Annotated in this window: 18 protein-coding genes, 1 tRNA gene and 1 pseudogene; 11 read left to right on the forward strand and 9 right to left on the reverse strand. The window is 63.9% G+C overall.

Annotated features, from left to right (window positions below; translation table 11 throughout):
* Nucleotides 1-213 precede the first annotated feature (213 nt).
* The 3 genes from EN869_RS05235 (at nt 214) to EN869_RS05245 (ending at nt 2200) form a co-directional block, all read left to right on the forward strand.
* A complete protein-coding gene (locus EN869_RS05235; RefSeq protein WP_127225244.1) occupies nt 214-1377 on the forward strand; it encodes a M20 aminoacylase family protein in 1164 nt (387 codons plus the stop codon).
* Nucleotides 1378-1508: 131 nt separating this feature from the next.
* Nucleotides 1509-1585, forward strand: a tRNA-Arg gene (locus tag EN869_RS05240).
* A gap of 435 nt (nt 1586-2020) precedes the next feature.
* Entirely contained in the window at nt 2021-2200 is a 180-nt protein-coding gene (locus tag EN869_RS05245) for a hypothetical protein (protein ID WP_127225245.1), read from the forward strand.
* An 83-nt stretch (nt 2201-2283) separates the two neighbouring features.
* On the opposite strand, the gene EN869_RS05250 is transcribed toward EN869_RS05245, so the two are convergent.
* From EN869_RS05250 to EN869_RS05270, 5 genes are all read right to left on the reverse strand, one after another.
* Nucleotides 2284-3210, reverse strand: coding sequence for an anti-sigma factor (locus EN869_RS05250; protein WP_127225246.1), 927 nt, complete (start codon nt 3208-3210; stop codon nt 2284-2286).
* Nucleotides 3197-3724, reverse strand: a complete 528-nt coding sequence (locus EN869_RS05255; protein ID WP_245489384.1) for a sigma-70 family RNA polymerase sigma factor — start codon at nt 3722-3724, stop codon at nt 3197-3199. The genes EN869_RS05250 and EN869_RS05255 overlap by 14 nt, the downstream gene beginning before the upstream one ends.
* 459 nt (nt 3725-4183) lie before the next feature.
* A complete protein-coding gene (gene chrA, locus EN869_RS05260) occupies nt 4184-5572 on the reverse strand; it encodes a chromate transporter (protein WP_127225247.1) in 1389 nt (462 codons plus the stop codon).
* Nucleotides 5569-6387 (reverse strand): sulfurtransferase/chromate resistance protein, encoded by an 819-nt coding sequence (locus EN869_RS05265; protein ID WP_127225248.1) that lies wholly within the window; start codon nt 6385-6387, stop codon nt 5569-5571. Before EN869_RS05265 ends, chrA begins: the two co-directional genes overlap by 4 nt.
* A 180-nt stretch (nt 6388-6567) precedes the next feature.
* Nucleotides 6568-7356 carry a 3-hydroxybutyrate dehydrogenase gene (locus tag EN869_RS05270; protein WP_127225249.1) on the reverse strand — a complete coding sequence of 263 codons (789 nt, stop codon included), beginning with the start codon at nt 7354-7356 and terminating at the stop codon, nt 6568-6570.
* 225 nt (nt 7357-7581) lie between these two features.
* On the opposite strand from EN869_RS05270, the pseudogene EN869_RS05275 reads away from it, so the two are divergent.
* The 3 genes and pseudogenes from EN869_RS05275 (at nt 7582) to EN869_RS05285 (ending at nt 10592) form a co-directional block, all read left to right on the forward strand.
* Nucleotides 7582-8370 (forward strand): annotated as a pseudogene (locus EN869_RS05275) (acetoacetate decarboxylase).
* Entirely contained in the window at nt 8363-9523 is a 1161-nt protein-coding gene (locus EN869_RS05280) for a patatin-like phospholipase family protein (protein WP_127225250.1), read from the forward strand. The pseudogene EN869_RS05275 and the gene EN869_RS05280 overlap by 8 nt, the downstream one beginning before the upstream one ends.
* 187 nt (nt 9524-9710) lie before the next feature.
* Nucleotides 9711-10592, forward strand: a complete 882-nt coding sequence (locus EN869_RS05285; protein ID WP_127225251.1) for an MFS transporter — start codon at nt 9711-9713, stop codon at nt 10590-10592.
* Between the two features lie 12 nt (nt 10593-10604).
* Here EN869_RS05285 and EN869_RS05290 read toward each other — a convergent pair whose 3' ends face one another.
* Complete coding sequence (locus EN869_RS05290; RefSeq protein WP_127225252.1) at nt 10605-12215, reverse strand: inorganic phosphate transporter; 1611 nt, start codon at nt 12213-12215, stop codon at nt 10605-10607.
* Nucleotides 12216-12297: 82 nt separating this feature from the next.
* Nucleotides 12298-12831: a TetR/AcrR family transcriptional regulator gene (locus tag EN869_RS05295; RefSeq protein WP_127225253.1), complete on the reverse strand. Its 534-nt coding sequence runs from the start codon at nt 12829-12831 to the stop codon at nt 12298-12300.
* A gap of 144 nt (nt 12832-12975) precedes the next feature.
* Here EN869_RS05295 and EN869_RS05300 point away from each other — a divergent pair, with 144 nt between their 5' ends.
* Complete coding sequence (locus EN869_RS05300; RefSeq protein ID WP_245489368.1) at nt 12976-14295, forward strand: efflux RND transporter periplasmic adaptor subunit; 1320 nt, start codon at nt 12976-12978, stop codon at nt 14293-14295.
* A complete protein-coding gene (locus EN869_RS05305) occupies nt 14292-17375 on the forward strand; it encodes an efflux RND transporter permease subunit (protein ID WP_127225254.1) in 3084 nt (1027 codons plus the stop codon). Before EN869_RS05300 ends, EN869_RS05305 begins: the two co-directional genes overlap by 4 nt.
* 146 nt (nt 17376-17521) lie before the next feature.
* Here the strand turns inward: EN869_RS05305 and EN869_RS05310 are convergent, their stop codons facing one another.
* Nucleotides 17522-17977, reverse strand: a complete 456-nt coding sequence (locus EN869_RS05310; protein WP_127225255.1) for a L,D-transpeptidase — start codon at nt 17975-17977, stop codon at nt 17522-17524.
* 352 nt (nt 17978-18329) lie between these two features.
* Here EN869_RS05310 and EN869_RS05315 point away from each other — a divergent pair, with 352 nt between their 5' ends.
* Together EN869_RS05315 and EN869_RS34300 are read left to right on the forward strand one after the other, a co-directional pair.
* Nucleotides 18330-18662: a hypothetical protein gene (locus EN869_RS05315; RefSeq protein ID WP_127225256.1), complete on the forward strand. Its 333-nt coding sequence runs from the start codon at nt 18330-18332 to the stop codon at nt 18660-18662.
* Nucleotides 18663-18698: 36 nt separating this feature from the next.
* Complete coding sequence (locus EN869_RS34300) at nt 18699-18863, forward strand: hypothetical protein (RefSeq protein WP_167498450.1); 165 nt, start codon at nt 18699-18701, stop codon at nt 18861-18863.
* Nucleotides 18864-18933: 70 nt separating this feature from the next.
* Here EN869_RS34300 and EN869_RS05320 read toward each other — a convergent pair whose 3' ends face one another.
* Nucleotides 18934-19635: a response regulator transcription factor gene (locus EN869_RS05320; protein ID WP_127225257.1), complete on the reverse strand. Its 702-nt coding sequence runs from the start codon at nt 19633-19635 to the stop codon at nt 18934-18936.
* A 93-nt stretch (nt 19636-19728) separates the two neighbouring features.
* Here EN869_RS05320 and EN869_RS05325 point away from each other — a divergent pair, with 93 nt between their 5' ends.
* Nucleotides 19729-20457 carry a response regulator transcription factor gene (locus EN869_RS05325; protein ID WP_167506945.1) on the forward strand — a complete coding sequence of 243 codons (729 nt, stop codon included), beginning with the start codon at nt 19729-19731 and terminating at the stop codon, nt 20455-20457.
* The last annotated feature ends 19 nt before the right edge of the window (nt 20458-20476 follow it).

The raw sequence follows: 20476 nt of genomic DNA on the forward strand, positions 1-20476 counted from the left end.
TTGCCGTAATCGCCGCTGGGTCCGTAAGATTTCGTTACGCGGTCGCCAGCATAATGCGGCCAGACCCTCGACCCAGGACCGCATCCTTGCGGTGCTATTTACCCTATGTGACGCCAAAATGGCAAAGTGCCAGACATTCACAATTGACAATCACCATTGCTGAGCAGCGGTTCCGACCGATTTGCCGACAATGAACCGAGAAATGGACCGATCATGCCGATTCTGAACCGCGCCGCGGAAATGCAGGAAGAAGTTGCTGGCTGGCGACGGCATCTGCACCAGACACCGGAGCTGAATTTCGACGTTTTCCAGACCGCCGACTTCGTCACTGAGAAGCTCAAGACCTTCGGTTGCGACGAGGTGGTGACAGGGCTGGGCAAGACCGGTGTCGTCGGTATCATCCGTGGCCGCAAGGGCGATGGCGGAACAATCGGGCTGCGCGCCGACATGGACGCGCTGCCGATTGAGGAGATCACCGGCAAGCCATGGGCGTCGACGGTTTCCGGCAAGATGCATGCCTGCGGTCATGACGGCCATACCGCGATGCTGCTCGGAGCCGCCAAATATCTTGCCGAGACGCGCAATTTCGCCGGCAGCGTGGCTGTCATCTTCCAGCCGGCCGAGGAAGGCGGCGGCGGCGGCAACGAAATGGTCAAGGATGGCATGATGGAGCGCTTCGGCATCGAGAAGGTATTCGGCATGCACAACATGCCGGGCCTGCCGGTCGGCCAGTTCGCCATCAAGCCCGGCCCGATCATGGCCGCGACCGCCGAATTCACCATCACCGTCAAGGGCCGCGGCGGCCATGCCGCGATGCCGCATGGCACCATCGACCCGATCGTCATCACCAGCCAGCTGGTCGGCGCGTTGCAGACCATTGCCTCGCGCACCACCGACCCGGTCGAGGCCGTGGTGGTGTCGGTGACGAAGTTCCATGCCGGCGATGCCTATAACGTCATCCCGGAAAGCGCCGAGATCGCCGGCACCGTGCGCACGCTGAAGAAGGAAGTGGCCAAGAAATCGGAAGAGCGGATCCGCGCCATCTGCGCCGGCATCGCGGCCGCCTTCGGCGCCACCATCGAGGTCGATTACGACGCCAACTACCCCGTCACCTTCAACCATGCCGAGGAAACCGCTTTTGCCGGCGATGTCGCGGCCAATGTCGCCGGCGACAGCCACGTCCACCGCGCCATCCAGCCGGTGATGGGCGGCGAGGATTTCTCCTACATGCTCGAAGCTCGTCCCGGCGCCTTCATCTTTATCGGCAACGGCGACACTGCCGGCCTGCATCACCCGGCCTACGACTTCAACGACGAGGTCATCCCGCATGGCATGAGCTATTGGGTGAAGCTGGCCGAGACGGCGCTGGCGGCCTGAGCGGCGCAAGCTGGAGCGGGCCAAGCCTGAGGGAGGCACGAACTGGGCGGCCGCATATCGCAAGGCCGCCCGCCAGCGCGTCAGACTCCCCTTGGCGAACCGGCCCGAAGCGTTTATGTGTCGGGCCGCGTGGTCCCGTAGCTCAGTAGGATAGAGCGGCAGATTCCTAATCTGTAGGTCACAGGTTCGATTCCTGTCGGGATCACCAAATAATTCAACTATTTAGGTGGTGATCGCTGCAAAGATACCCTATCGGATGTAGGCGTCATCGCTGTCAGCCAATACGATCGATCATTGTATCCCGAAGGCCGGGTCAACTGCCCCTCCCAACTGAACATGCTTAAACTGACGCACCGGTTCACTCCGAGATTCGCCAGTTGGCGGATCATATGCTTCTCCGCCGTCGAGAATGGATCTCGAGCTGAGAAGTCGCGACTATTGCAAGCCCCAACATCCGAGTTCTGTCCCGCAGCAGCCGGACCGATGCGGCCTTTGCATCGCTAGCTTCGACCTGCCAGTGCCGCAAAACACGCTGTTTGACGCTGTGTGACAGCCTGTCTCGAACCGTGTCGGAACCAAAACACCCGCAAAATGCTTTTCGGTGCCTGAAGGTTCAACCCGTCCGCACCGAGGTTGTTGTTCAATGATCCCGAATCCGAGATTTAACATTGCGGCCACGCAGGCCAGCGATATGCATCCCCAGGCCAAGATTGCCTTGACCTATGAGGCATTGGTCCTTCTCGGCCGTATCGACGAATCTATCGCGAGGATCGAAGAGGCGCTCGGCGAGTTGGCCGAGGTGAACCGGGCGACGAGTGAGTAAAGACCACGTCACCGAAGCCTTGATCCCTGTCGGGACCACCCAATCTCGATGTCGTCGATATATCCAGCCTCTTGATAGCAGCATCATCCTGGGCTGCCGGCCGCCGGATTGGCGATGATCGCCGCCCGGAAGCGGGCGACGAAATCATCCAGCGCCGGGCGTTCGGCATCCGAGATCGCCCAGTAGGAGAAGGCGTCGTCGGTCCAGTGGACGAGCAGGAAGCCGCCGGCCGAGAGGTCGTCCGCCACCGGCATCGATTTGGCCTCGTTCTGCCGAGGCGCGGCCACCAGCGTGATCAGGTGTTCGTGGTGGCGGTAGACCAGTGCCGGCATCGGCCTGTCGCCGATCACCTCGACGCGTCCGCCAAGCAGCGCATAGCCGTCCTTGGCCATGTCCGGCGCCGGCGGCGAGACGCCGATGCGCCCGTCCAGCCACGGCTTCACCGTATGCCTGTCGGAAGAGACGATGTCGACCGGGGTCGCCGCGAGCAGGCTGCGACGATGGCCATTGGCGACGGCGACCGCAAAGCTGTCGGTGCCATTGTCCGCCGTCGTCAGCCATTGCGTCGCGCCGCTGGCGAGGAGTGCGGTGAGCACGATCGAGGCCGCCATCTGGCGCCAGTCGAAGGACCAGCGGGACGCGCGCGGCCGCATCGCGACGACCTTGCCTTGCTGCTGTTGCGGCTGCGCGGACAGCTGCGGCTCCACCTTCGCGGCTGCGGGCTGAACTGCCTCGGCTTCCCCGGCGCCTTTGATCTCGGCGATGGCCGCGATGCGCGCCAGGAAATCGTCGCTGACGGTCGGGCGCGGCAGGTTGGCGACAGCGCCGCGCAGCGCCACCAGGCGCGCATGCTCGGCGGCAAGCTCTGGATCGGCGGCCATGCGGCGCTCGACGGCAAGTGCCGCCGCGGCATCGAGCTCGCCATCGACAAGGGCGTGGATCATCAGCTTCATATCCTGCGGGTCTTGCGGCAATCCATCCTCACGCGGGCGATTTTCATGCGGGCTCATTGCGCCCTCCAAGTTCCGTCATCAGCAGGCCGCGGGCCCGCGCCAGCCGCGACATCACCGTGCCTTGCGGCACGCCCAGCATGGCGGCGATCTCGCGGTAGCTGAGACCGTTTATGTCGCGCAGCACAAGCGTTTCGCGGAAGGCCTGCGGCAGCCTTGCGATCGCCGCTTCCACCGCCGCCGAATTCGCCTTGGCGATCAGCGCCGTCTCCGGACTGTTGGCATCATTGTCGGGCGGCGGCGACACATCGTCGAGATCGGCAAGGTCGCCGACCGCCATCACGCTGCGCGGGCGGTTCTTCGCCATCCAGGTATAGGAGGCGTTGCGCACGATGGTGAGCAGCCAGGCACGGGCATTGCCGCCGGCAAAGCTGGCAATGCCGGCATGCGCCTTGAGGCAGGCCTCCTGCACCACATCCTCGGCATCGGCGTGATTGCCGGTGAGCCAGCGGGCAAGCGACAGCGCGTCGCCGAGATGCGGCAGCACCACTTCGGCAAAACGCGCGGCCAGCATCTTTTCGCTCAACACCGTTCCACCGTCAGCCGCTTCCGTCAGGGGCTTGCGGCCGCCCTCGGCAGGTGGGGCGGACCTGTCCCTGCTCATGCGGGTGAAGATCGCGACTGCAGGCGCAGGCGCCTGCTTCGAGGGAGGAGAAGGCATTGGTGTCACCGAAGTCAAGTATCTCAGAGGAGCGGCGCGCCTCGGAAAGGAACGGCGCACCGCTGGCTGCAATGAGGTGCTCGCCGTCATGGTCGTGGTTCTCGATGGTTTTGACCGGCACGGATCAGGGCCGGCGGCTGCTCATGCTCTCGCCCTCTTCGGCCCTCACGCTCGTACTTTCATGCCGCGTCATGGTGGTCTCCTGCTGTTGCGCACGTGGCGCATGCCCTGGAGACCAGCGGACTGAGCTGTTTATTCCCGGCAACCAGCTTTTTTTGTTCAAGCCTGGCGTGATCGGTTTGTTGAGCGGCCTCACAGCACCTGCAGCGCAAGCCCCGCCAGCGCCGATCCGGCCAGCGTCGGCAGCATGCCCGCCTTCAGCCTGAATATGGCAACCATCGCCGCCGCCGACAGCAGCGCGGCGCGCCAGTCGAGCGAGGACAGGACCGGAACCTCGACGCCCCAGCCGACGCTTGCGACCTTGCCGAAGACGACATGCAGCGCGAACCACAGCGCAAGGTTCATGATCACGCCGACGACGGCCGCGGTGATCGCGCCGAGCGCCGCCGCCAGCGCCTTGTTCTGCCGCAATTGCTCGATGTAGGGCGCGCCTAGAAATATCCAGAAGAAGCAGGGCACGAAGGTGACCCAGAGCGTCAGCAGCGATCCGAGCGATCCGGCGAGCAATGGGCTGGCAAAACCGGCATGACGATAGGCGGCGGCGAAGCCGACGAATTGCAGCACCAGGATCAGCGGCCCGGGCGTCGTCTCGGCAAGTCCGAGCCCGTCAACCATTTCTCCCGGCGAAAGCCAGCCGAAAGAGGTGACCGCCGCCTGCGCGACATAGGCCAGAACCGCATAGGCGCCGCCGAAGGTGACGACGGCCATCAGGCTGAAGAAGCCGCCAAGCTGCGCCCACACGCTGGCCGGGCCGGCAAGCAGCGCGATCAGTGCCACCGGACCGAGCCAGACCGGCAGCCAGATGGCGATGGTGCGAACTGCATGCCATCTACTCGGCGAAGTGTGGCCGAGCTCGCCGCGTTCGAACATCAGGTCGACCACGCCGCGACGGTCGGCATCGGCCCCACCCTTGCCATGCGCCGAGCCGGAAAACAGCCCCGGTGCGACGCGGCTGCCGATCCAGCCGATGAGGCCTGCCGCAAGCACGATCAGCGGGAACGGCAGCTTGAGGACATAGATGGCGAGGAAAGCCGCCACCGCGATCGCCACCATCACACGGTTCTTCAGCGCCCGCTTGCCTATGCGGATCACCGCCTCGACGACGACGGCAAGCACCGCCGCCTTGACGCCGAAGAACAGCGCCTCGACGACCGGCGCGTCGTTGTAGACCATGTAGAAGCTGCTCAGGCCGAGCATCACCAGAGCACCGGGCAGCACGAACAACGTTCCGGCAACCAGGCCACCCGCCGTCCGATGCAACAGCCAGCCGATATAGACGGCAAGCTGTTGCGCCTCGGGGCCAGGTAGAAGCATGCAGTAGTTGAGCGCGTGCAGAAACCGCGCCTCGCCGATCCAGCGGCGCTCCTCGACCAGTTCCTTGTGCATCAGCGCAATCTGCCCGGCCGGCCCGCCGAAGGAGAGCAGGCCGATCTTCGCCCACAGCCGCGTCGCCTCGCGAAAACTCGGCATGGCCGGGATAGCGGCCGGCGGCGCGGCGGCGTCCTTGGCAAGCGCGGTCATGGCGCCTTGCCTCCGACCGGCCAATTGTGCGTCTCGTCAGTGGCGTCGCGGCACCAGCGGAAGAAGGCGTCGTAGAGCAGCATGCCCGCTTCGAGCTGCTCGAGATCGTCGCGGAACATGCGCGACAGGCCGAGCGAAGCTGCGAGGAACCCGGCCGCCTGCGGAACGAGGTCGAGGCGCGCCGTGTCGGCCGCGCGCACGATCAGCGCCAGACGGTCGAGCGCCTCCGCACGCAGGCCGAACTCCTCGATCATCGTATCGAAGGTGCAGCGCTCGCCACGATGGCTGCAGAACACGCCTTCGATGTCGAAGGGAACCGCGGCGAAACGATCTGCGACCAGAGGCACCTCGGCCGGATCGACGAAAAGGAACACTGCCTTGGGATCGACGAAGCGGCGGATCAGCCACGGACAGGCGATACGGTCGATTTTCGGCCGCGAACGAGTGACCCACACGGTGCGCCCCTTCTCGTCGCGCGGCGGGATTGCGCTCGCCGTGACCAAAGGCGCCTTGGCCGCGGCCCAGGCCTCGAAGCCGCCTTCGAGCGATTCCGCCTGAATACCTTCGTGGCGCAGCCATGCCGCCACGCCTTGCGAGAGTTTTTGGCCTTTCTGGCAGACGACGGCGACTTTCGATCCGGAGAACTCGGCCGCCCAGGTCGAGACGGTTTTGAAGTCGCGCCGGCGCGAAGCCGGCAACAGGCGCGGATCGGCCGCGTAGTCATCATCGACGCGCACGTCGATGAGAACGGGCGCATCCGGCAGGCCGACGAGACGAATAAGTTGGGAAACGGTGATTGCGGTCGTTGATGGCATGGCGTCCACCTCCTGAACAAAGAGAGTTTGGACGCGATCGTTGGGCTGACGCCTCACGGGGTCGTCGCGGGGAACCCCTTGACCAGGATGCTGGATCGCTCGCCGCCGATTGTCAAGAATCCAATTGTCAGGGAAGGACGAAGCCTCCGCCGCGCCTTCCCATCGCGAGCGCCGTTGCGCTTACTGCGCCGTCCAGCCGCCATCCATCGGCAGGGTCGTGCCGGTGATCTGCTTGGCCGCGTCGGTGCACAGGAACAGCGTGAGCGCCGCAAGCTCCTCGACGGTGACGAATTCCTTAGTCGGCTGCGCGGCCAGCAGCACATCGTGCTTGACCTGCTCCTCGGTCATGCCGCGCGCCTTCATCGTGTCGGGGATCTGCTTTTCGACCAGCGGCGTCCAGACATAGCCGGGCGCGATCGCGTTCACGGTGATGCCGTCCTGCGCGACTTCCAGCGCCACCGTCTTGGTCAGGCCGGAAATGCCGTGCTTGGCCGAGACATAGGCCGACTTGAACGGCGAGGCGACCAGCGCATGCGCCGACGCGGTGTTGATGATGCGACCCCACTTACGCTGCTTCATGCCCGGAACCACCGCCTTGATGGCGTAGAAGGCGGCCAGGAGGTTGATGCGGATGATGGCCTCCCACTTGTCTTCGGGAAATTCCTCGATCGGCGCCACGTGCTGGATGCCGGCATTGTTGACCAGGATGTCCAGACTGCCGAACGCTTCCTCGGCCTCGTGGATCATCGCCGTGACGGCGGCGCCGTCCATCATGTTGGCACCCGAGTAACGGCACTTGACGCCAAAATCCTTCTCGATGCCGGCCCGCTCCTGCTCGATCGCCGCGGCATCGCCCAGGCCGTTGATGGTGACGTTGGCGCCCTCGGCGGCAAAGGCGCGGGCGATGGCAAGGCCGATGCCGCTGGTCGAGCCGGTGACGAGCGCATTCTTCGAAGACAGGGAACCCATGGGAGATCTCGCGACAGGAGGGAAGGGACCTACGGCACATAGTTTGTGCACTGCAGCATGACAATGCCATGGCCATATGTCGTTGCGATTACAATGTTGTGATGCGGTGTGAGAGCCCTGAGGCTGGCGCTCGAAGACGATGACATGGCACTGTCATGGTGCCGTGCAACATACTCCTCCTGCGCCTTTCGCGCGTATCATTTCCTGAACCGACGGGTGGACCTCATGGAAATCGCCGACGTCGTGAAGCGCGCCTATGCGATGCCGCTCACCAATCCGTCCTTCCCGCCCGGCCCTTATCGTTTCTTCGACCGCGAATACATCATCATCACCTACCGCACCACGCGCGAGGCGCTGGAAGCGGTGGTGCCGGCGCCGCTCGAGATCGACGAGCCGCTGGTCAAGTATGAGTTCATCCGCATGCCGGACTCGACCGGCTTCGGCGACTACACCGAGACCGGCCAAGTCATCCCGGTGCGCTACAAGGGCCAGCATGGCGGCTACGTGCATATTCCATGTATCTCGACGATGACGCGCCGATCGCCGGTGGCCGCGAGCTCTGGGGTTTCCCGAAGAAGCTTGCCAACCCAAAGATCGTGCATGAAGGCGAAGTGGTGGTCGGCACGCTGCACTATGGCAGCGTTCTGTGCGCCACCGGGACGATGGGCTACAAGCACCGCGAAGCCGATCATGACCAGGTGCTCGCTTCGCTCGCCGCGCCCAATTTCCTGATCAAGATCATCCCGCATGTCGACGGCAACCCGCGCATTTGCGAGCTGGTCCGCTATTACCTGACCGACGTCACGCTCAAGGAAGCCTGGACGGCGCCCGCCGCTGGATCTTCGCCCGCATGTGATGGCCGATGTCGCCAAGCTGCCGGTGCTCGACATCGTCTCGGCCGTTCACTTCACCGCCGATCTGACCCTGGGTCTCGGCGAAGTCGTGCATGATTACCTCGCAGACCGCGGCCATTCCGCCGCCGGCGCGGCCCAGTTGGAGAAAGTCAGTGCTTGAACGCACCCGCAACACGACGGCCGCCGCCACCATCCAGGAAATCACCGCGCAATATGACCGCGTCGCCTTGGTCTTCCAGGGCGGCGGGGCGCTCGGTGCCTATCAGGCCGGCGTCTATCAGGCGCTTGCCGACGCCGGCTGCGAGCCGACCTGGCTTTCCGGCGTCTCGATCGGCGCCATCAACGCCTCGATCATCGCCGGCAACGAGCCGAGCCGCCGCCTGCAGCGGCTGGAACAGTTCTGGCAGACGGTCTCGGGCCGCAAGATCTGGGCCTATACGCCGGAAGGCGACATCTATCGCGACATCCGCAACCAGACCTCGTCGTTGATGACCATGGCCATGGGCCAGCCCGGCTTCTTTAAGCCGCGCAGCCCCAACCCCTGGTTCCAGCTCTCGGGCGCCGAAGGCGCCACCAGCTTCTACGACACCGCCGAGCTCAAAGACACGCTGGAAAGCCTGATCGATTTCGACGTGCTGAACGACGGCAGGAAGCGCTTGAGCGTCGGCGCGGTCAATGTCAGGACCGGCAACTTCGTCTATTTCGACACCGACAAGGTGCGCATCGGGCCGGAGCACATCATGGCGAGCGGCGCCCTGCCGCCGGCCTTCCCCTCGATCCGCATCGAGGGCGAGTATTATTGGGATGGCGGCATCGTCTCCAACACGCCGCTGCAATATCTGCTCGACCAGGAAGAGGACCGGTCCTCGCTGGTGTCCCAGGTCGACCTGTTCAGCGCGCGCGGCGTGCTGCCGCGCAGCATGGCCGATGTCCTGTCGCGCCACAAGGACATCATGTATTCGAGCCGCACGCGCCAGAACACCGACAATTTCGAGCGCATCCATGCGCTGAAGATGAAACTGCTCGACGCGCTGAAGCGCGTGCCGCCGGAACAGCTCAGGGACGGCGAGAAGGAGCTGATCGCCGACTATTCCGACGCCGGCGTCGTCAACATCGTCCACCTGATCTACCAGCACAAAGGCTATGAAGGCCACGCCAAGGACTACGAGTTCTCGGGCACCTCGATGCGCGAGCACTGGGAAATGGGCCTGGAGGACACCGAGCGCACGCTGCGCCACAACAAGTGGCTGATGCTGCCCACCAATGTCGAGGGCGTCGCCATCCACGACCTGCACCGCGAAGGCCCGACCTGATACTTAGGTCCAGTACAGGCGGAGCAAGAAAGGCGGCGAGAATTGCGGTGCAGGGCTTAGAAACGCTCGCCCGACTGTGAAGCTGTTCTTCATAGCCTATCAACATTGTCGCCAATAGCCGCTCGCATAAAGCAGGCGTACATCCAGACAGCGGCGCAAAAGCGCTGGCCTCAATGGGGTACCGCCGGTGACCACCGAAGCTGTTCGCCCTGCTATCGTTCCATCTGGTGACGCGTGGCGCGGCCTGCTTTGGCTCGCGCCGCTCACGGCGCTCTGGCTGCTGCTGATCTTTGCCTTGCCGGCGATCCAGGCCAGCGGCGTTCCGACCACGGCCCACCAGCTCGCGGCCCACGGGCTTATCGCGCTGGGATTGTGGCTCGGTCTCGAACAGACGAGTCTGACCCCAAATCAACGCCGCGTGACCTGGCTGGCGGTCATGATCCCGGATACGCTGTGGCTCGCCATCGCCTGGAGCGCCGCGATCAATGGTGTCTTTCACACGGACACCTCGTCCTTACCGGTGTTGCCATCGGCGATCTTCTTGCCGCTGATCATAGGCGCGCCGCCGCTGCTGTTCTCGAAGCGGATCGGGCAGGTGCTCGATGCGATGCCGGCAAGCTGGCTCGTCGCGCTTCAGCTCTACCGCATATTCGGCGGCTGGGCGCTCGCGGCCTGGCTGCATAGTGCCCTGCCAGGCGCCTTCGCAGTGCCCGCAGGCATCGGCGATGTGCTGACCGGGCTGTTCGCGTTGCCCGCGGCGTTAGCAGTGGCGACCGGCACAGCCGAGGGCCGGAGAGCGGCGACTTTCTGGAACATCCTCGGCCTTGCCGATTTCGCGGTCGCTATTACCATGGGCGTGATTACTTCGCCCGGCCCGTTGCAACTGATCGTCCCGGATGTGCAGAGCATCGGCGCCGGCGCCTATCCGGGTGTGCTGACCCCTGCTTTCGTTGTGCCAAGCTCGATCATGTTGCACATGTTGTCGCTGCGCCAGTTGCGGCGCCGCAGCCGGGCGGAGGCTGCGCGGCCGCAGACAGAAACGGCGCCGCAAGCCGCGCCGTTTCTTTGATGGTTTTCCCGGTCAGAATACCTGGCGGAAGATCACGAACAGCACAAAGGCAAGCGCGATCGAGCAGGGCAGCGTGAGCACCCAGGCCAACAGAAGGTTGCGCACGGTCGACCACTGCAGGCCGGAGCCGTTGGCCGCCATCGTGCCGGCGACACCGGACGACAGAACATGCGTGGTCGAAACCGGCAGGCCGAGGCGATCGGCCATGCCGATGGTGATCATGGCGACCAGCTCGGCGGCAGCGCCCTGGCCATAGGTCAGGTGGCTCTTGCCGATCTTCTCGCCGACCGTGACGACGATGCGCTTCCAGCCGACCATGGTGCCGAGACCCAACGCCAGCGCCACGGCGATCTTCACCCACAGCGGGATGAACTTCGTCGCGTTGTCGACCGCCTTATGGTAGTCGGTGACCGCCTTCAGGTCGGCGTCCTGCATCGGCAGCAGCTTCTTCTTGTCGATCAGCTTCAGCGCCTCACCGATCAGATAGATGTCGTTGCGGGCGTTGCTGACCAGGTCGGTCGGCACCTTGTCGACCGTAGCGTAGGGCTGCAGCTCGGCCGTCGTGTTGTGGATATAGGTCTGCAGCGCGAGCGTCGTCTGATCGTTCCACGACTTGCTGCGCACGGCTTCCTGCACGGCCGCTTTTGCGGCATTGGCATCCGCGACGGTGACGCCCGGCTTGACATACTTGCCCAGCGACTGCTCGACGGCGACCGAGGCCGACTTGTAGGCGTCAAGATAGTTGATGTCGGGCGTGCGGTTGAGCGCATAGGCGGTCGGCACCACGCCGATCAGGATCAGCATGATCAGGCCCATGCCCTTCTGGCCGTCATTGGAACCGTGCGCGAAGCTGACGCCGGTGCAGGTGAAGATCAGCAGCGCGCGGATCCACCATGGCGGCGGCGTGTTGCCCTTCGGCGCTTCGTAGAGGGCAGGATTGCGCACCAGGAGCTTCATCGCATAGAGCAGCACGGCGGCGGCGAAGAAGCCGATGATCGGTGAGACCAGCAAGGTGGTGCCGACATTGGTCGCCTGCCCCCAATCGACGCCACTGGTGGCACTGCCGGCCGGAGCCATGAACTGGTTGGCAAGACCGACGCCGATGATCGAACCGACCATCGTGTGCGAGCTGGAAGCCGGCAGTCCGAGGAACCAGGTTCCCAGGTTCCACAGGATGGCGGCGACCAGCAGTGCGAACACCATGGCAAAGCCCGAGGACGAGCCGACCTGCAGGATGAGCTCGACCGGCAGCAGCGACAGGATGCCGAACGCCACCGCGCCGCTCGACGTCAACACGCCGAGGAAGTTGAAGACGCCCGACCACATGACCGCGAACTCGGCCGGCAGGGAACGCGTGTAGATGACGGTGGCCACCGCGTTGGCGGTGTCGTGGAAGCCGTTGACGAACTCGAAGCCCAGCGCAATCAGCAGCGCGATGCCGAGCAGGATCCAGGGAACCGTCTTGGCGATGGCCAGATCATGGCTGAGCGCATAGCCGACATAGATCACGCCGACGAGCACCAGCACGCCGAAAGCCGGCAGGAACCATTTGGCCCCGCCCGATTGTTCCAAGGGATGATCCGGTCTCGGGATCCCCGCCTCACTGGAAACTACGTCCACCATTGTCCCACTCCATTTGCATCGCAGCAAAGAACCAGGAAGGACGCTATGTTCCCAGGATGAAGCTGGTGTGACGCTCTACAACCTATCCGGCTATCTTTAGAAGCGAGGAAACCAGAAGCTTGTGCTCTTCCGCCGAGAGCACGTCGGAATCGAAGAGATTCATGCTGCGCAGACCTTCGATGGCGAGGAAGCAGATCAGCAGCGAGCCGAGGTCGTCCGTTTCCCCCTTCAGCCTTTCTAAGAGCTGCCGCTTGAACGCCTTTATCGGCGTCAGGAAATCGGGGTCCTCCGCGATCGCCGAGAACATCCAGGAAGCCGAGGGTTTGGGCCGCTCGCAATCGTCGGCCGACAGCTTGATATAGGCTGAGAGCGCGCTTTCATGGCCGGCCTCCGCTGCGCGTGCTTCGAGCGCTTCCTGGAAGTCGCTGAGGTAGCTCTCGACGAGCCCCTGCATCAACTTGGCCTTGGTCGGAAAATTGTAGAGCAGCCCGCCTTTCGACACGCCGGCACGGCTGGCGACCGCCTCGAGCGACAGGCTTCCCGGGCCTGCCTCGCGCGCCACGTCGGCAGCGGCGGCTAGTATCTTTTCGCGCGAGTTGGCCCTGCGTGCTCTCATGCTGCTCCCCTACATTAGCCTAGGCGGAATTGACAAGACCGTCCAGCCGGTACAGTAAGGCGCCCGCCATTTGAAATCGGGACTTATCGTCGATATGTCCCGGCGTCGATTGTTTTGCCGGTTGCCGGCTCAAGGGGACTGTCCGTGAAGCGCTTTTTCATCATCGCCGGATTCTTGATTTTGCTCATCGTGGTGTGCGGCGGCATCGTGGGCTTCAATTTCATGCGCGATGCCGGCATCAAGCAATTCTTTGCCACCATGAAGCCGCCGGCTGCGACCGTCTCGACCGTTACCGTCAAGCCGGCGGAATGGACGCCCGGCGTCGAGGCGATCGGCACTGTCAACGCGGTGCGCGGTGTCGACCTCACCGTCGAGACAAGCGGCATCGTCAAGGAGATTCTCTTCCACGCCAACCAGAAGGTTGGCGCCGACGCCGTGCTCTTGCAACTGGACGACGCCGTCGAGAAAGCCGATCTGGTGGCCCAGAAGGCGCAGGCCGCGTCCGATCAGGCGGCACTGACCCGCGCCATCGAATTGCAGCGGCGCGGCGTCGGCACCGACGCGACGCTTGACGCCGCGCGCGCGGCGGCTGACGCCTCGGCCGCGCAAGTGAACAAGATGCAGGCGGTGCTCGACCAGAAGCAATTGTCCGCGCCCTTCGGCGGTACGGTCGGCATACCGAAGATCGACGTCGGCCAATACCTGACCCCCGGCAACTCGGTGGTGACGATCCAGGATCTGGACACGATGCGGGTCGACTTCACGGTTCCCGAACAGCAGCTGCCGCTGCTCAAGATCGGCCAGACCATAAAGCTCGGCAGCAATCTGACCGATATGTCCTTTGCCGGCTCCATTCGCGGCATCGACCCCAAGATCGATCCGGCAAGCCGGCTGGTTTCGATCCGCGGCGAGGTCGCCAATCCGGAAGGCAAGCTGACCCCCGGCCAGTTTGTGCAGATCCGTGTCGAGCTGCCCCAGGAAAACAATGTCATCTCCGTGCCGCAGACGGCGGTGACGACAAGCCTCTACGGCGATTTTGTTTTCGTCGTCGAGCCGGCAAAGCCCGCTGGGGGTGCCGCTGCCGCGCCGGCAAAGCCGGACGAGCAGAAGGCCGGCGCCGACAAGGCGGCCGGCGATGCCGCCAAGCCGCAGGCTGGTGCCTCCAAGCCGACCGACAGCGCGACCAAGCCCGCCGACAATGCGATGAAGCCTGCCGAAAACGCCAAGCCAGCGGCTGACGGCGCCAAACCGGCCGGGGCCGCCCAACAGCCCGCGCTCGTCATCTCGCAGGTATTCGTGAAGCTCGGCCGCCGCAACAACGGCATGGTCGAGATCACCGAGGGCCTCAAGGATGGCGACCAGGTCGTCACGGCCGGCCAGAACCGGCTGTTCAACGGCATGTCGGTTGCCGTCGACAACACCATCGACCCCAGCAAATCGGCGAACAAGCAGGTCCAGCAATGAACTTCTCCGACCTCTTCATTCGCCGGCCCGTTCTTTCGACGGTGCTGGCCTGCATGATCCTGCTTCTGGGATTCCAGGGCATCTTCAGCCTGTCGATCCGCCAGTATCCCAAGGTCGACGAGACCGCGATCACCATCACCACCGCCTATCCGGGCGCAAGCGCCGATCTGATCCAAGGCTTCATATCGGCGCCGATCGCGCGCGCCGTCGCCTCCACCGAAAACATCGACTACGTCACCTCGTCCAGCCGTCCGTCTTCGAGCACGGTGACGGTGCAGATGAAGCTTGGCTCCAATCCCGACGTCGCGCTCGCCGAGGTGCTGTCCAAGGTCCAGGGCGTGCGCGGCACCTTGCCGGATGCCTCCAAGGACCCGGTGATCGTCAAGGGCACCGGTCAGCAGTTCGCGATGATGTATATCTCGATGCAGAATCCGAACATGACGAAGGAGCAGCTCACCGAATATATCGAGCGCGTCATTCGTCCACGCATTTCGACGGTGGAAGGTGTCGCCAATGTCCAGGTCTTCGGCGCCCAGGAATATTCCATGCGCATCTGGATCGACCCGGTCCGGCTCGCCGCCCGCGGCGCCACGGCCGTCGACGTGCTGACCGCGATCAACAACTCGAACTTCCTGTCGGCGCCCGGCAATACCCAGAACGAGTATGTGGTCTCCTCGATCACCGTGCATTCGACCTTGCAGACACCCGAGGCCTTCGCTCAATTGCCGATCCGCTCGACGGATGGCCAGGTGGTGCGCCTGCGCGATGTCGCGCGCGTCGAACTCGGCGCCGCAAGCACTGACACCAGGGTAAGCTTCAACGGCAAGCCGGGCACCTTCCTCGCCATCTTTCCGACGCCGGCGGCCAACCCGCTGACGACTGCGGCGGCGGTTACCAAGCTCGTGCCGGTGATTCAGGAGACGCTGCCGAAAGGCATGACGATCGAGGTCGTCTACGACGCCACCGGACAGATCAGCGCCTCGATCGAGGAGGTGTTCAAGACCATCGGCGAGGCGGTTGCCATCGTCATCGTGGTCATCCTTCTGTTCCTGGGTTCGTTCCGTTCGGTCATGATGCCGATCGTGACGATCCCGCTGTCGCTGATCGGCGTCTGCTTCATCCTGTTTGCGGTCGGCTACTCGATCAACCTTCTGTCGCTGCTTGCCATGGTGCTGGCGATCGGCCTCGTCGTCGACGATGCCATCGTGGTGGTGGAAAACATCCACCGCCATATGGAAGAGGACCACATGTCGCCGATGCAGGCGGCCTTCAACGGCATGCGCGAGATCTTCTCGGCCATCGTCGCCATGACCATCACGCTGGCCGCGGTGTTCGCGCCGCTTGCCTTCACCGGCGGTCTGACGGGCGCGCTGTTCCGCGAATTCGCGGTCACGCTTGCCGGCTCCGTGGTGCTGTCCGGCCTGATCGCGGTGACCATCACGCCGATGATGTCGGCGCGCCTGCTGAAGGCCGGCGCGCATGGCCGGTTCCAGCGCATCGTCGATGGCATCTTCGGCCGCGTCGAGTATGTCTACGAGCGCGCGGTCACCGCCTCCTTGAGAAACCGACCGGTGACGTTGATCATCGTCGTGGCGCTTGTTGCGCTTACCGGCTTCATGTTCACCAAGACCTCGACCGAGCTTGCGCCGGAGGAGGATCAGGGCTTCCTGCTTTCGATCGTGACGGCGCCGCGCTACGCGACGTCGGACTACACGGAGACCTACGTCAACCAGATGCTCGGCCTGGTGAGGGACATCCCGGAGACCAGGGCGCAATTCTCGGCCGTCGCCTTCGGCGGCGCGACCAATGGTGCTTTCGTCGGTTTCGCCTTCAAGGACTGGGCTGAGCGCAAGCGCAGTTCGAAGGAGCTTCAGGCCGACATCCAGGGCCGCCTCGCCAAGGTGGCGGGCGTTCAGGCCTTTGTCTTCGCGCCGCCGACCCTGCCCGGTTCCGGCGGCGGTCTGCCGATCTCCATGGTGGTTCGCTCGACCGGCGATCCTTCCGAGGTCTTCGACCAGGCGGAGAAGATCAAGAACAAGGCGCAGGCTTCCGGCCGCTTCATCGTCGTGCAGAATTCGATGGCTTACGACGCGCCGCAGGTGACGGTCACCATCGACCGCGAGCGGGCGGCGGCGCTGAACCTGCCGATCGCCGACATCGGCCGCACATTGACGCTGCTGGTCGGCGGCGCCGAGGTGGCGCAGTTCGATCGTGATTCCAACAGCTACGACATCATCCCCCAGGTGCCGCAGCAGTTCCGCGACAATCCCGAGAGGCTCGGCGAGTATTTCGTTCGCAGCGTCGACGGTAAGATGGTGCCACTGTCGGCGGTGGTGAAGATTTCGACCAACGCCTCGCCAGCGGCCATCGAGCAGTTCAACCAGCTGAACTCCTCGACGATCTCGGCCCTGCCGCTGCCCGGCGTGACCACCGGCGACGGCTTGCAGGTGCTGGAGAACCTTGCAAAGGAGACCCTGCCCGACACCTTCTTCGTCGACTATTCCGGCCAGTCGCGGCAAGAGAAGGAACAGGGCAACACCATCCTGATTGCCTTCACCGCGGCCGTGATCGTGATCTATCTGGTGCTGGCTGCCCAGTTCGAGAGCTTCCGCGACCCGCTGATCATCATGATGGCGGTGCCGCTGTCGATCTTCGGCGCGATCGTGCCGCTCAACATTGGCCTGGGAACGCTCAACATCTACACCCAGGTCGGCCTGATCACGCTGATCGGCCTGATCACCAAGCATGGCATTCTGCTGGTCGAGTTCGCCAACCAGCAGCGCGAGATACATGGCATGCGCCGGCGCGACGCCATCATCGCTTCGGCCAAAGTGCGCCTGCGGCCGATCCTGATGACGACGGCGGCCATGGCGCTCGGCGTCGTGCCGCTGATCGTCTCCAGCGGCGCGGGTGCCGCCGCGCGCTATTCGATGGGCCTGGTCATCTTCACCGGCATCCTGGTCGGCACCATGTTCACGCTCTTCGTCGTGCCGATGTTCTACACGTTCATCGCCAGCAGGGATCTGCCGCACCTTGCCGAGAAGCCCGATCCGAAGCTGATGCCGGCGCTGCCGAGCTGAACGGCACCAGAGCCAAAAAACAAAAGAGGCCGGAATTTCCGGCCTCTTTTTTGGCGGTGGCCTCACGGCTTCGGCGCTGCATTCCAACTACGCTGAAGGCGGCAACCTGCCTGCTACTTGATCCGGTTCGTTACTAACCCAGTTCGTTACTTGACGATGACGATGCTGGTGTTGCCGGGGCCGAAGGCCTCGACGAGCTGGTAGAAGTCGGCCGCGGCATCGGGGTGAAGCCGCACGCAGCCATGCGAGGCCGGATGGCCGAGGCGATTGACCGCGTAAGTGGCATGCACCGCGTAACCGCCGCTGAAGAACACCGAATGCGGCATCGGCGCGTTGTCGTATTTCTTCGAGTACCACATCTCGTGCATGCGGGTCGGCTTGAACGAGCCGGTCGGCGTGATGTGCCCCCTGCCACCGGTCGACACCTTCCAGGTGTAGGTCGGCCGGCCGTCGACCGTCACTTCCATGACCTGCTGCGACAGCGAAACCGTGGCGACGAGCTGGTTGGCGTGGGCGGCATTGCCGGCACCGAAGAGCAGCGCCGCGCCGGTGAGCGCGGCGGCGGTGATGTGGATGAGCTTGGCGGAAATGGCGGTGTTCATGACGGATCCCTCTGTGTTTTTTGCCGTTATGTCCGGCTTCAATTTCGATGCGGCACTTATCGGGTTCGTCCGTTTCAGACCAATTTCGCTTGATGCTCGTTTCTGTTTCGAATTCGTTTCCGAAAGTTAACAGCACGCCCACCGCGAGTTTCTCCAGATCCCTTACGCGCAAGGCCGGCCGAGGCTCGCACAATGAGCCAAGTTCGGAAACGAAAGTTCATTTCGGCCGTATATGAAAGGCACGTAGCCATTTTCGAAACCAACCTGCAACAAAGCGCAGGCAGGGCGGCATGATGCTGATACAGGCCGGCGTCAGGTTTGACGCAACGGGAACAGACATCAGCAAACGAAAATGGGCAGGAAATCGAACCTCCGCTCCTGGTTTCGCAGGATCAGTGTCGCGGCGATCGTGATCGGCGGCGCCGGCTCAGTGGCCGGCAACCCGGCGACGACGCTGGCGGCGATGACGTCCGGCGAGGTTTCGACGCTGCACATGGCTCTGTTCATCGCCATGGTCTGGATTGTTTCCAGCCTGCGCGTCCACCGGCTGAAGGCCCTCTGGCGGGTCGGCCTTCGGCTGATGAGGACGCGCGGCCCCTCCGGCTACTTGCTGCCGAGAGGACCGAAGGCCCGCGCCGCAGCGGGGGGCTCCGTGAGCGGCGCGGGCGCTTCGGGAGTTTCCTGAAGCACCGACGATTTTAAAAGATTGGGAATTGATGAGATGAACACGAAAGTCGCTGCCTCAGTGCTTTCCGCTCTGCTTTACGCTCAAGGCTTGCTCGGCTTTGCCGCGCTTGCGACGGTGCTGCTCAAGGAGCGCGCCCAGACCGAGATGACGGCCAGCGCCGACATTCCAACTGGACCCTCAGTCATCGTGGTGCGCTGAGCGCCAGGCGTCGGACCAGATTTGCCTCGCTTTGGGGAATCCGATGCTCAAAAGCCCTGGTCGGTCGAACTCACTCGTTGCGCGGCGTCGGCGGATCGAAACGGTAGCCGGCGCCCCTTATGGTGGTGATGGTCTCGGTGTCGAGCTTGCGGCGCAGCCGCACGATGCGCGAATCGATCGAGCGGTCGAAAGCGTCGGCATTCTCGGCGGGCGCGGCGGCAATGATGTCGTCGCGCGTCAGCACCTTGCGCGGGCTGGCCAGGAACAGTTTGAGCAGCGCCACCTGGCCGGGAGAAAGCTGATCCTCCGTTCCCGAGCGATGCATGACCATGGCCGAGCGCAGATCGACGGTGGCGTTCTCCAGCACGATCAGTTCCCCGGGGGCCCTGCCGCGCCTCATCAGCAGGCCGCCGATGCGCGCGGCAAGCTCGCGCACGTTGAGCGGGCTTTCGATCACGTCGGCAGCACCGAGCTCCAGCGCCAGCACCTTGTCGACGAGGTCGCGCGGCCGGCAGATCAGGATGAAGTCGGGACCGCCCTCGCCGCCCCCCCCTTGGCTGCTGTAACGCTTGAGCAGCTCGCGGCCTTCGGCCTGGCTGACGTCGTCGCCGACCACCACCACATCGATCCCGCCGGCCGAAAGCAGCGTCTCCGCCTCCCAGGGCTGGCGCGCCTGGCGCACATCGTGCCCGCGCCGTTCGAGATGATTGGCGAGATCACCCGCCACCACTTCGGCGACGGAGACAAGCGCAATGACGGATCGTGCGGCCATTTTCTTCACCCCGCCACAGACAACTCGAGATGAGTGCTGGACATCATGTTTATACCCAATCTACTTTCCACTGAAAGCGGGAGCGAGCGCGTTGTGAAGGCACGCATTATTGTCGTCGAGGACGAACCGGATCTGAGGGAGGCCGTGGCCGAGTATCTCGGCGCCAGCGGCTATGACGTCGTCACGGCCGAGAGCGCCGCGGCAGCGCGCGCGCTGTTCGAGGCGCAACCCTTCCATATTGCCATTCTCGACATCGCGATGCCCGGCGAGGACGGGCTGTCACTCGGCCGCTGGCTGCGCTCGAAGACGCAGATCGGCATCATCTACGCCACCGCCGCTGGCACCGCGCTCGACCGCATCGTCGGGCTTGAGCTCGGCGCCGACGATTACATCGTCAAGCCATACGAATTGCGCGAGGTGCTGGCGCGCGTGCGCAGCGTGCTGCGCCGCGTGCCGCAGCCGGCCGAGCCGCAAGCGGCGAAGGCCGAAACCGGCAACCGCCGCTTCATGACTTTCGGCGGCTTCCAGGCCGATTTCGATGGCCGCATGGTCACCGGCGTCAATGGCGCGATCATCGAGATGGCCAAGAGCGAATTCGACGTGCTCGAGGTTTTCCTTACCCGCGCCAACCGGCTTCTGACGCGGGCAGCGATTTCCGAAGCGATCGGCTTTGTCGAAGATCCGGAATCGTCGCGCGCGGTCGACATCCGCATCATGCGCTTGCGCAAGAAGATCGAGGCCGACCCCGCCAATCCAAAATTCCTGCGCACGGTGCGCGGCGAAGGCTATATCTTCTCGCTGCCGAGCGGCGACAGCAATTGAACTCGCACGCGCGGGGTCA

This window comes from Mesorhizobium sp. M2D.F.Ca.ET.226.01.1.1, from assembly GCF_004022705.2.
GTDB lineage: Bacteria > Pseudomonadota > Alphaproteobacteria > Rhizobiales > Rhizobiaceae > Mesorhizobium.

What these genes read in the sequence shown, in the direction of transcription:
- EN869_RS05255 (WP_245489384.1), bottom strand. Translation starts at nt 3,724, where the DNA reads ATGCTGGCCGCGCGTTTTGCCGAAGTGGTGCTGCCGCATCTCGGCGAC.
- EN869_RS05315 (WP_127225256.1), top strand. Translation starts at nt 18,330, where the DNA reads ATGGGCAGGAAATCGAACCTCCGCTCCTGGTTTCGCAGGATCAGTGTC.
- chrA (WP_127225247.1), bottom strand. Translation starts at nt 5,572, where the DNA reads ATGACCGCGCTTGCCAAGGACGCCGCCGCGCCGCCGGCCGCTATCCCG.
- EN869_RS34300 (WP_167498450.1), top strand. Translation starts at nt 18,699, where the DNA reads ATGAACACGAAAGTCGCTGCCTCAGTGCTTTCCGCTCTGCTTTACGCT.
- EN869_RS05270 (WP_127225249.1), bottom strand. Translation starts at nt 7,356, where the DNA reads ATGGGTTCCCTGTCTTCGAAGAATGCGCTCGTCACCGGCTCGACCAGC.
- EN869_RS05320 (WP_127225257.1), bottom strand. Translation starts at nt 19,635, where the DNA reads ATGGCCGCACGATCCGTCATTGCGCTTGTCTCCGTCGCCGAAGTGGTG.
- EN869_RS05305 (WP_127225254.1), top strand. Translation starts at nt 14,292, where the DNA reads ATGAACTTCTCCGACCTCTTCATTCGCCGGCCCGTTCTTTCGACGGTG.
- EN869_RS05265 (WP_127225248.1), bottom strand. Translation starts at nt 6,387, where the DNA reads ATGCCATCAACGACCGCAATCACCGTTTCCCAACTTATTCGTCTCGTC.
- EN869_RS05310 (WP_127225255.1), bottom strand. Translation starts at nt 17,977, where the DNA reads ATGAACACCGCCATTTCCGCCAAGCTCATCCACATCACCGCCGCCGCG.
- EN869_RS05235 (WP_127225244.1), top strand. Translation starts at nt 214, where the DNA reads ATGCCGATTCTGAACCGCGCCGCGGAAATGCAGGAAGAAGTTGCTGGC.
- EN869_RS05250 (WP_127225246.1), bottom strand. Translation starts at nt 3,210, where the DNA reads ATGAGCCCGCATGAAAATCGCCCGCGTGAGGATGGATTGCCGCAAGAC.
- EN869_RS05295 (WP_127225253.1), bottom strand. Translation starts at nt 12,831, where the DNA reads ATGAGAGCACGCAGGGCCAACTCGCGCGAAAAGATACTAGCCGCCGCT.
- EN869_RS05245 (WP_127225245.1), top strand. Translation starts at nt 2,021, where the DNA reads ATGATCCCGAATCCGAGATTTAACATTGCGGCCACGCAGGCCAGCGAT.
- EN869_RS05290 (WP_127225252.1), bottom strand. Translation starts at nt 12,215, where the DNA reads ATGGTGGACGTAGTTTCCAGTGAGGCGGGGATCCCGAGACCGGATCAT.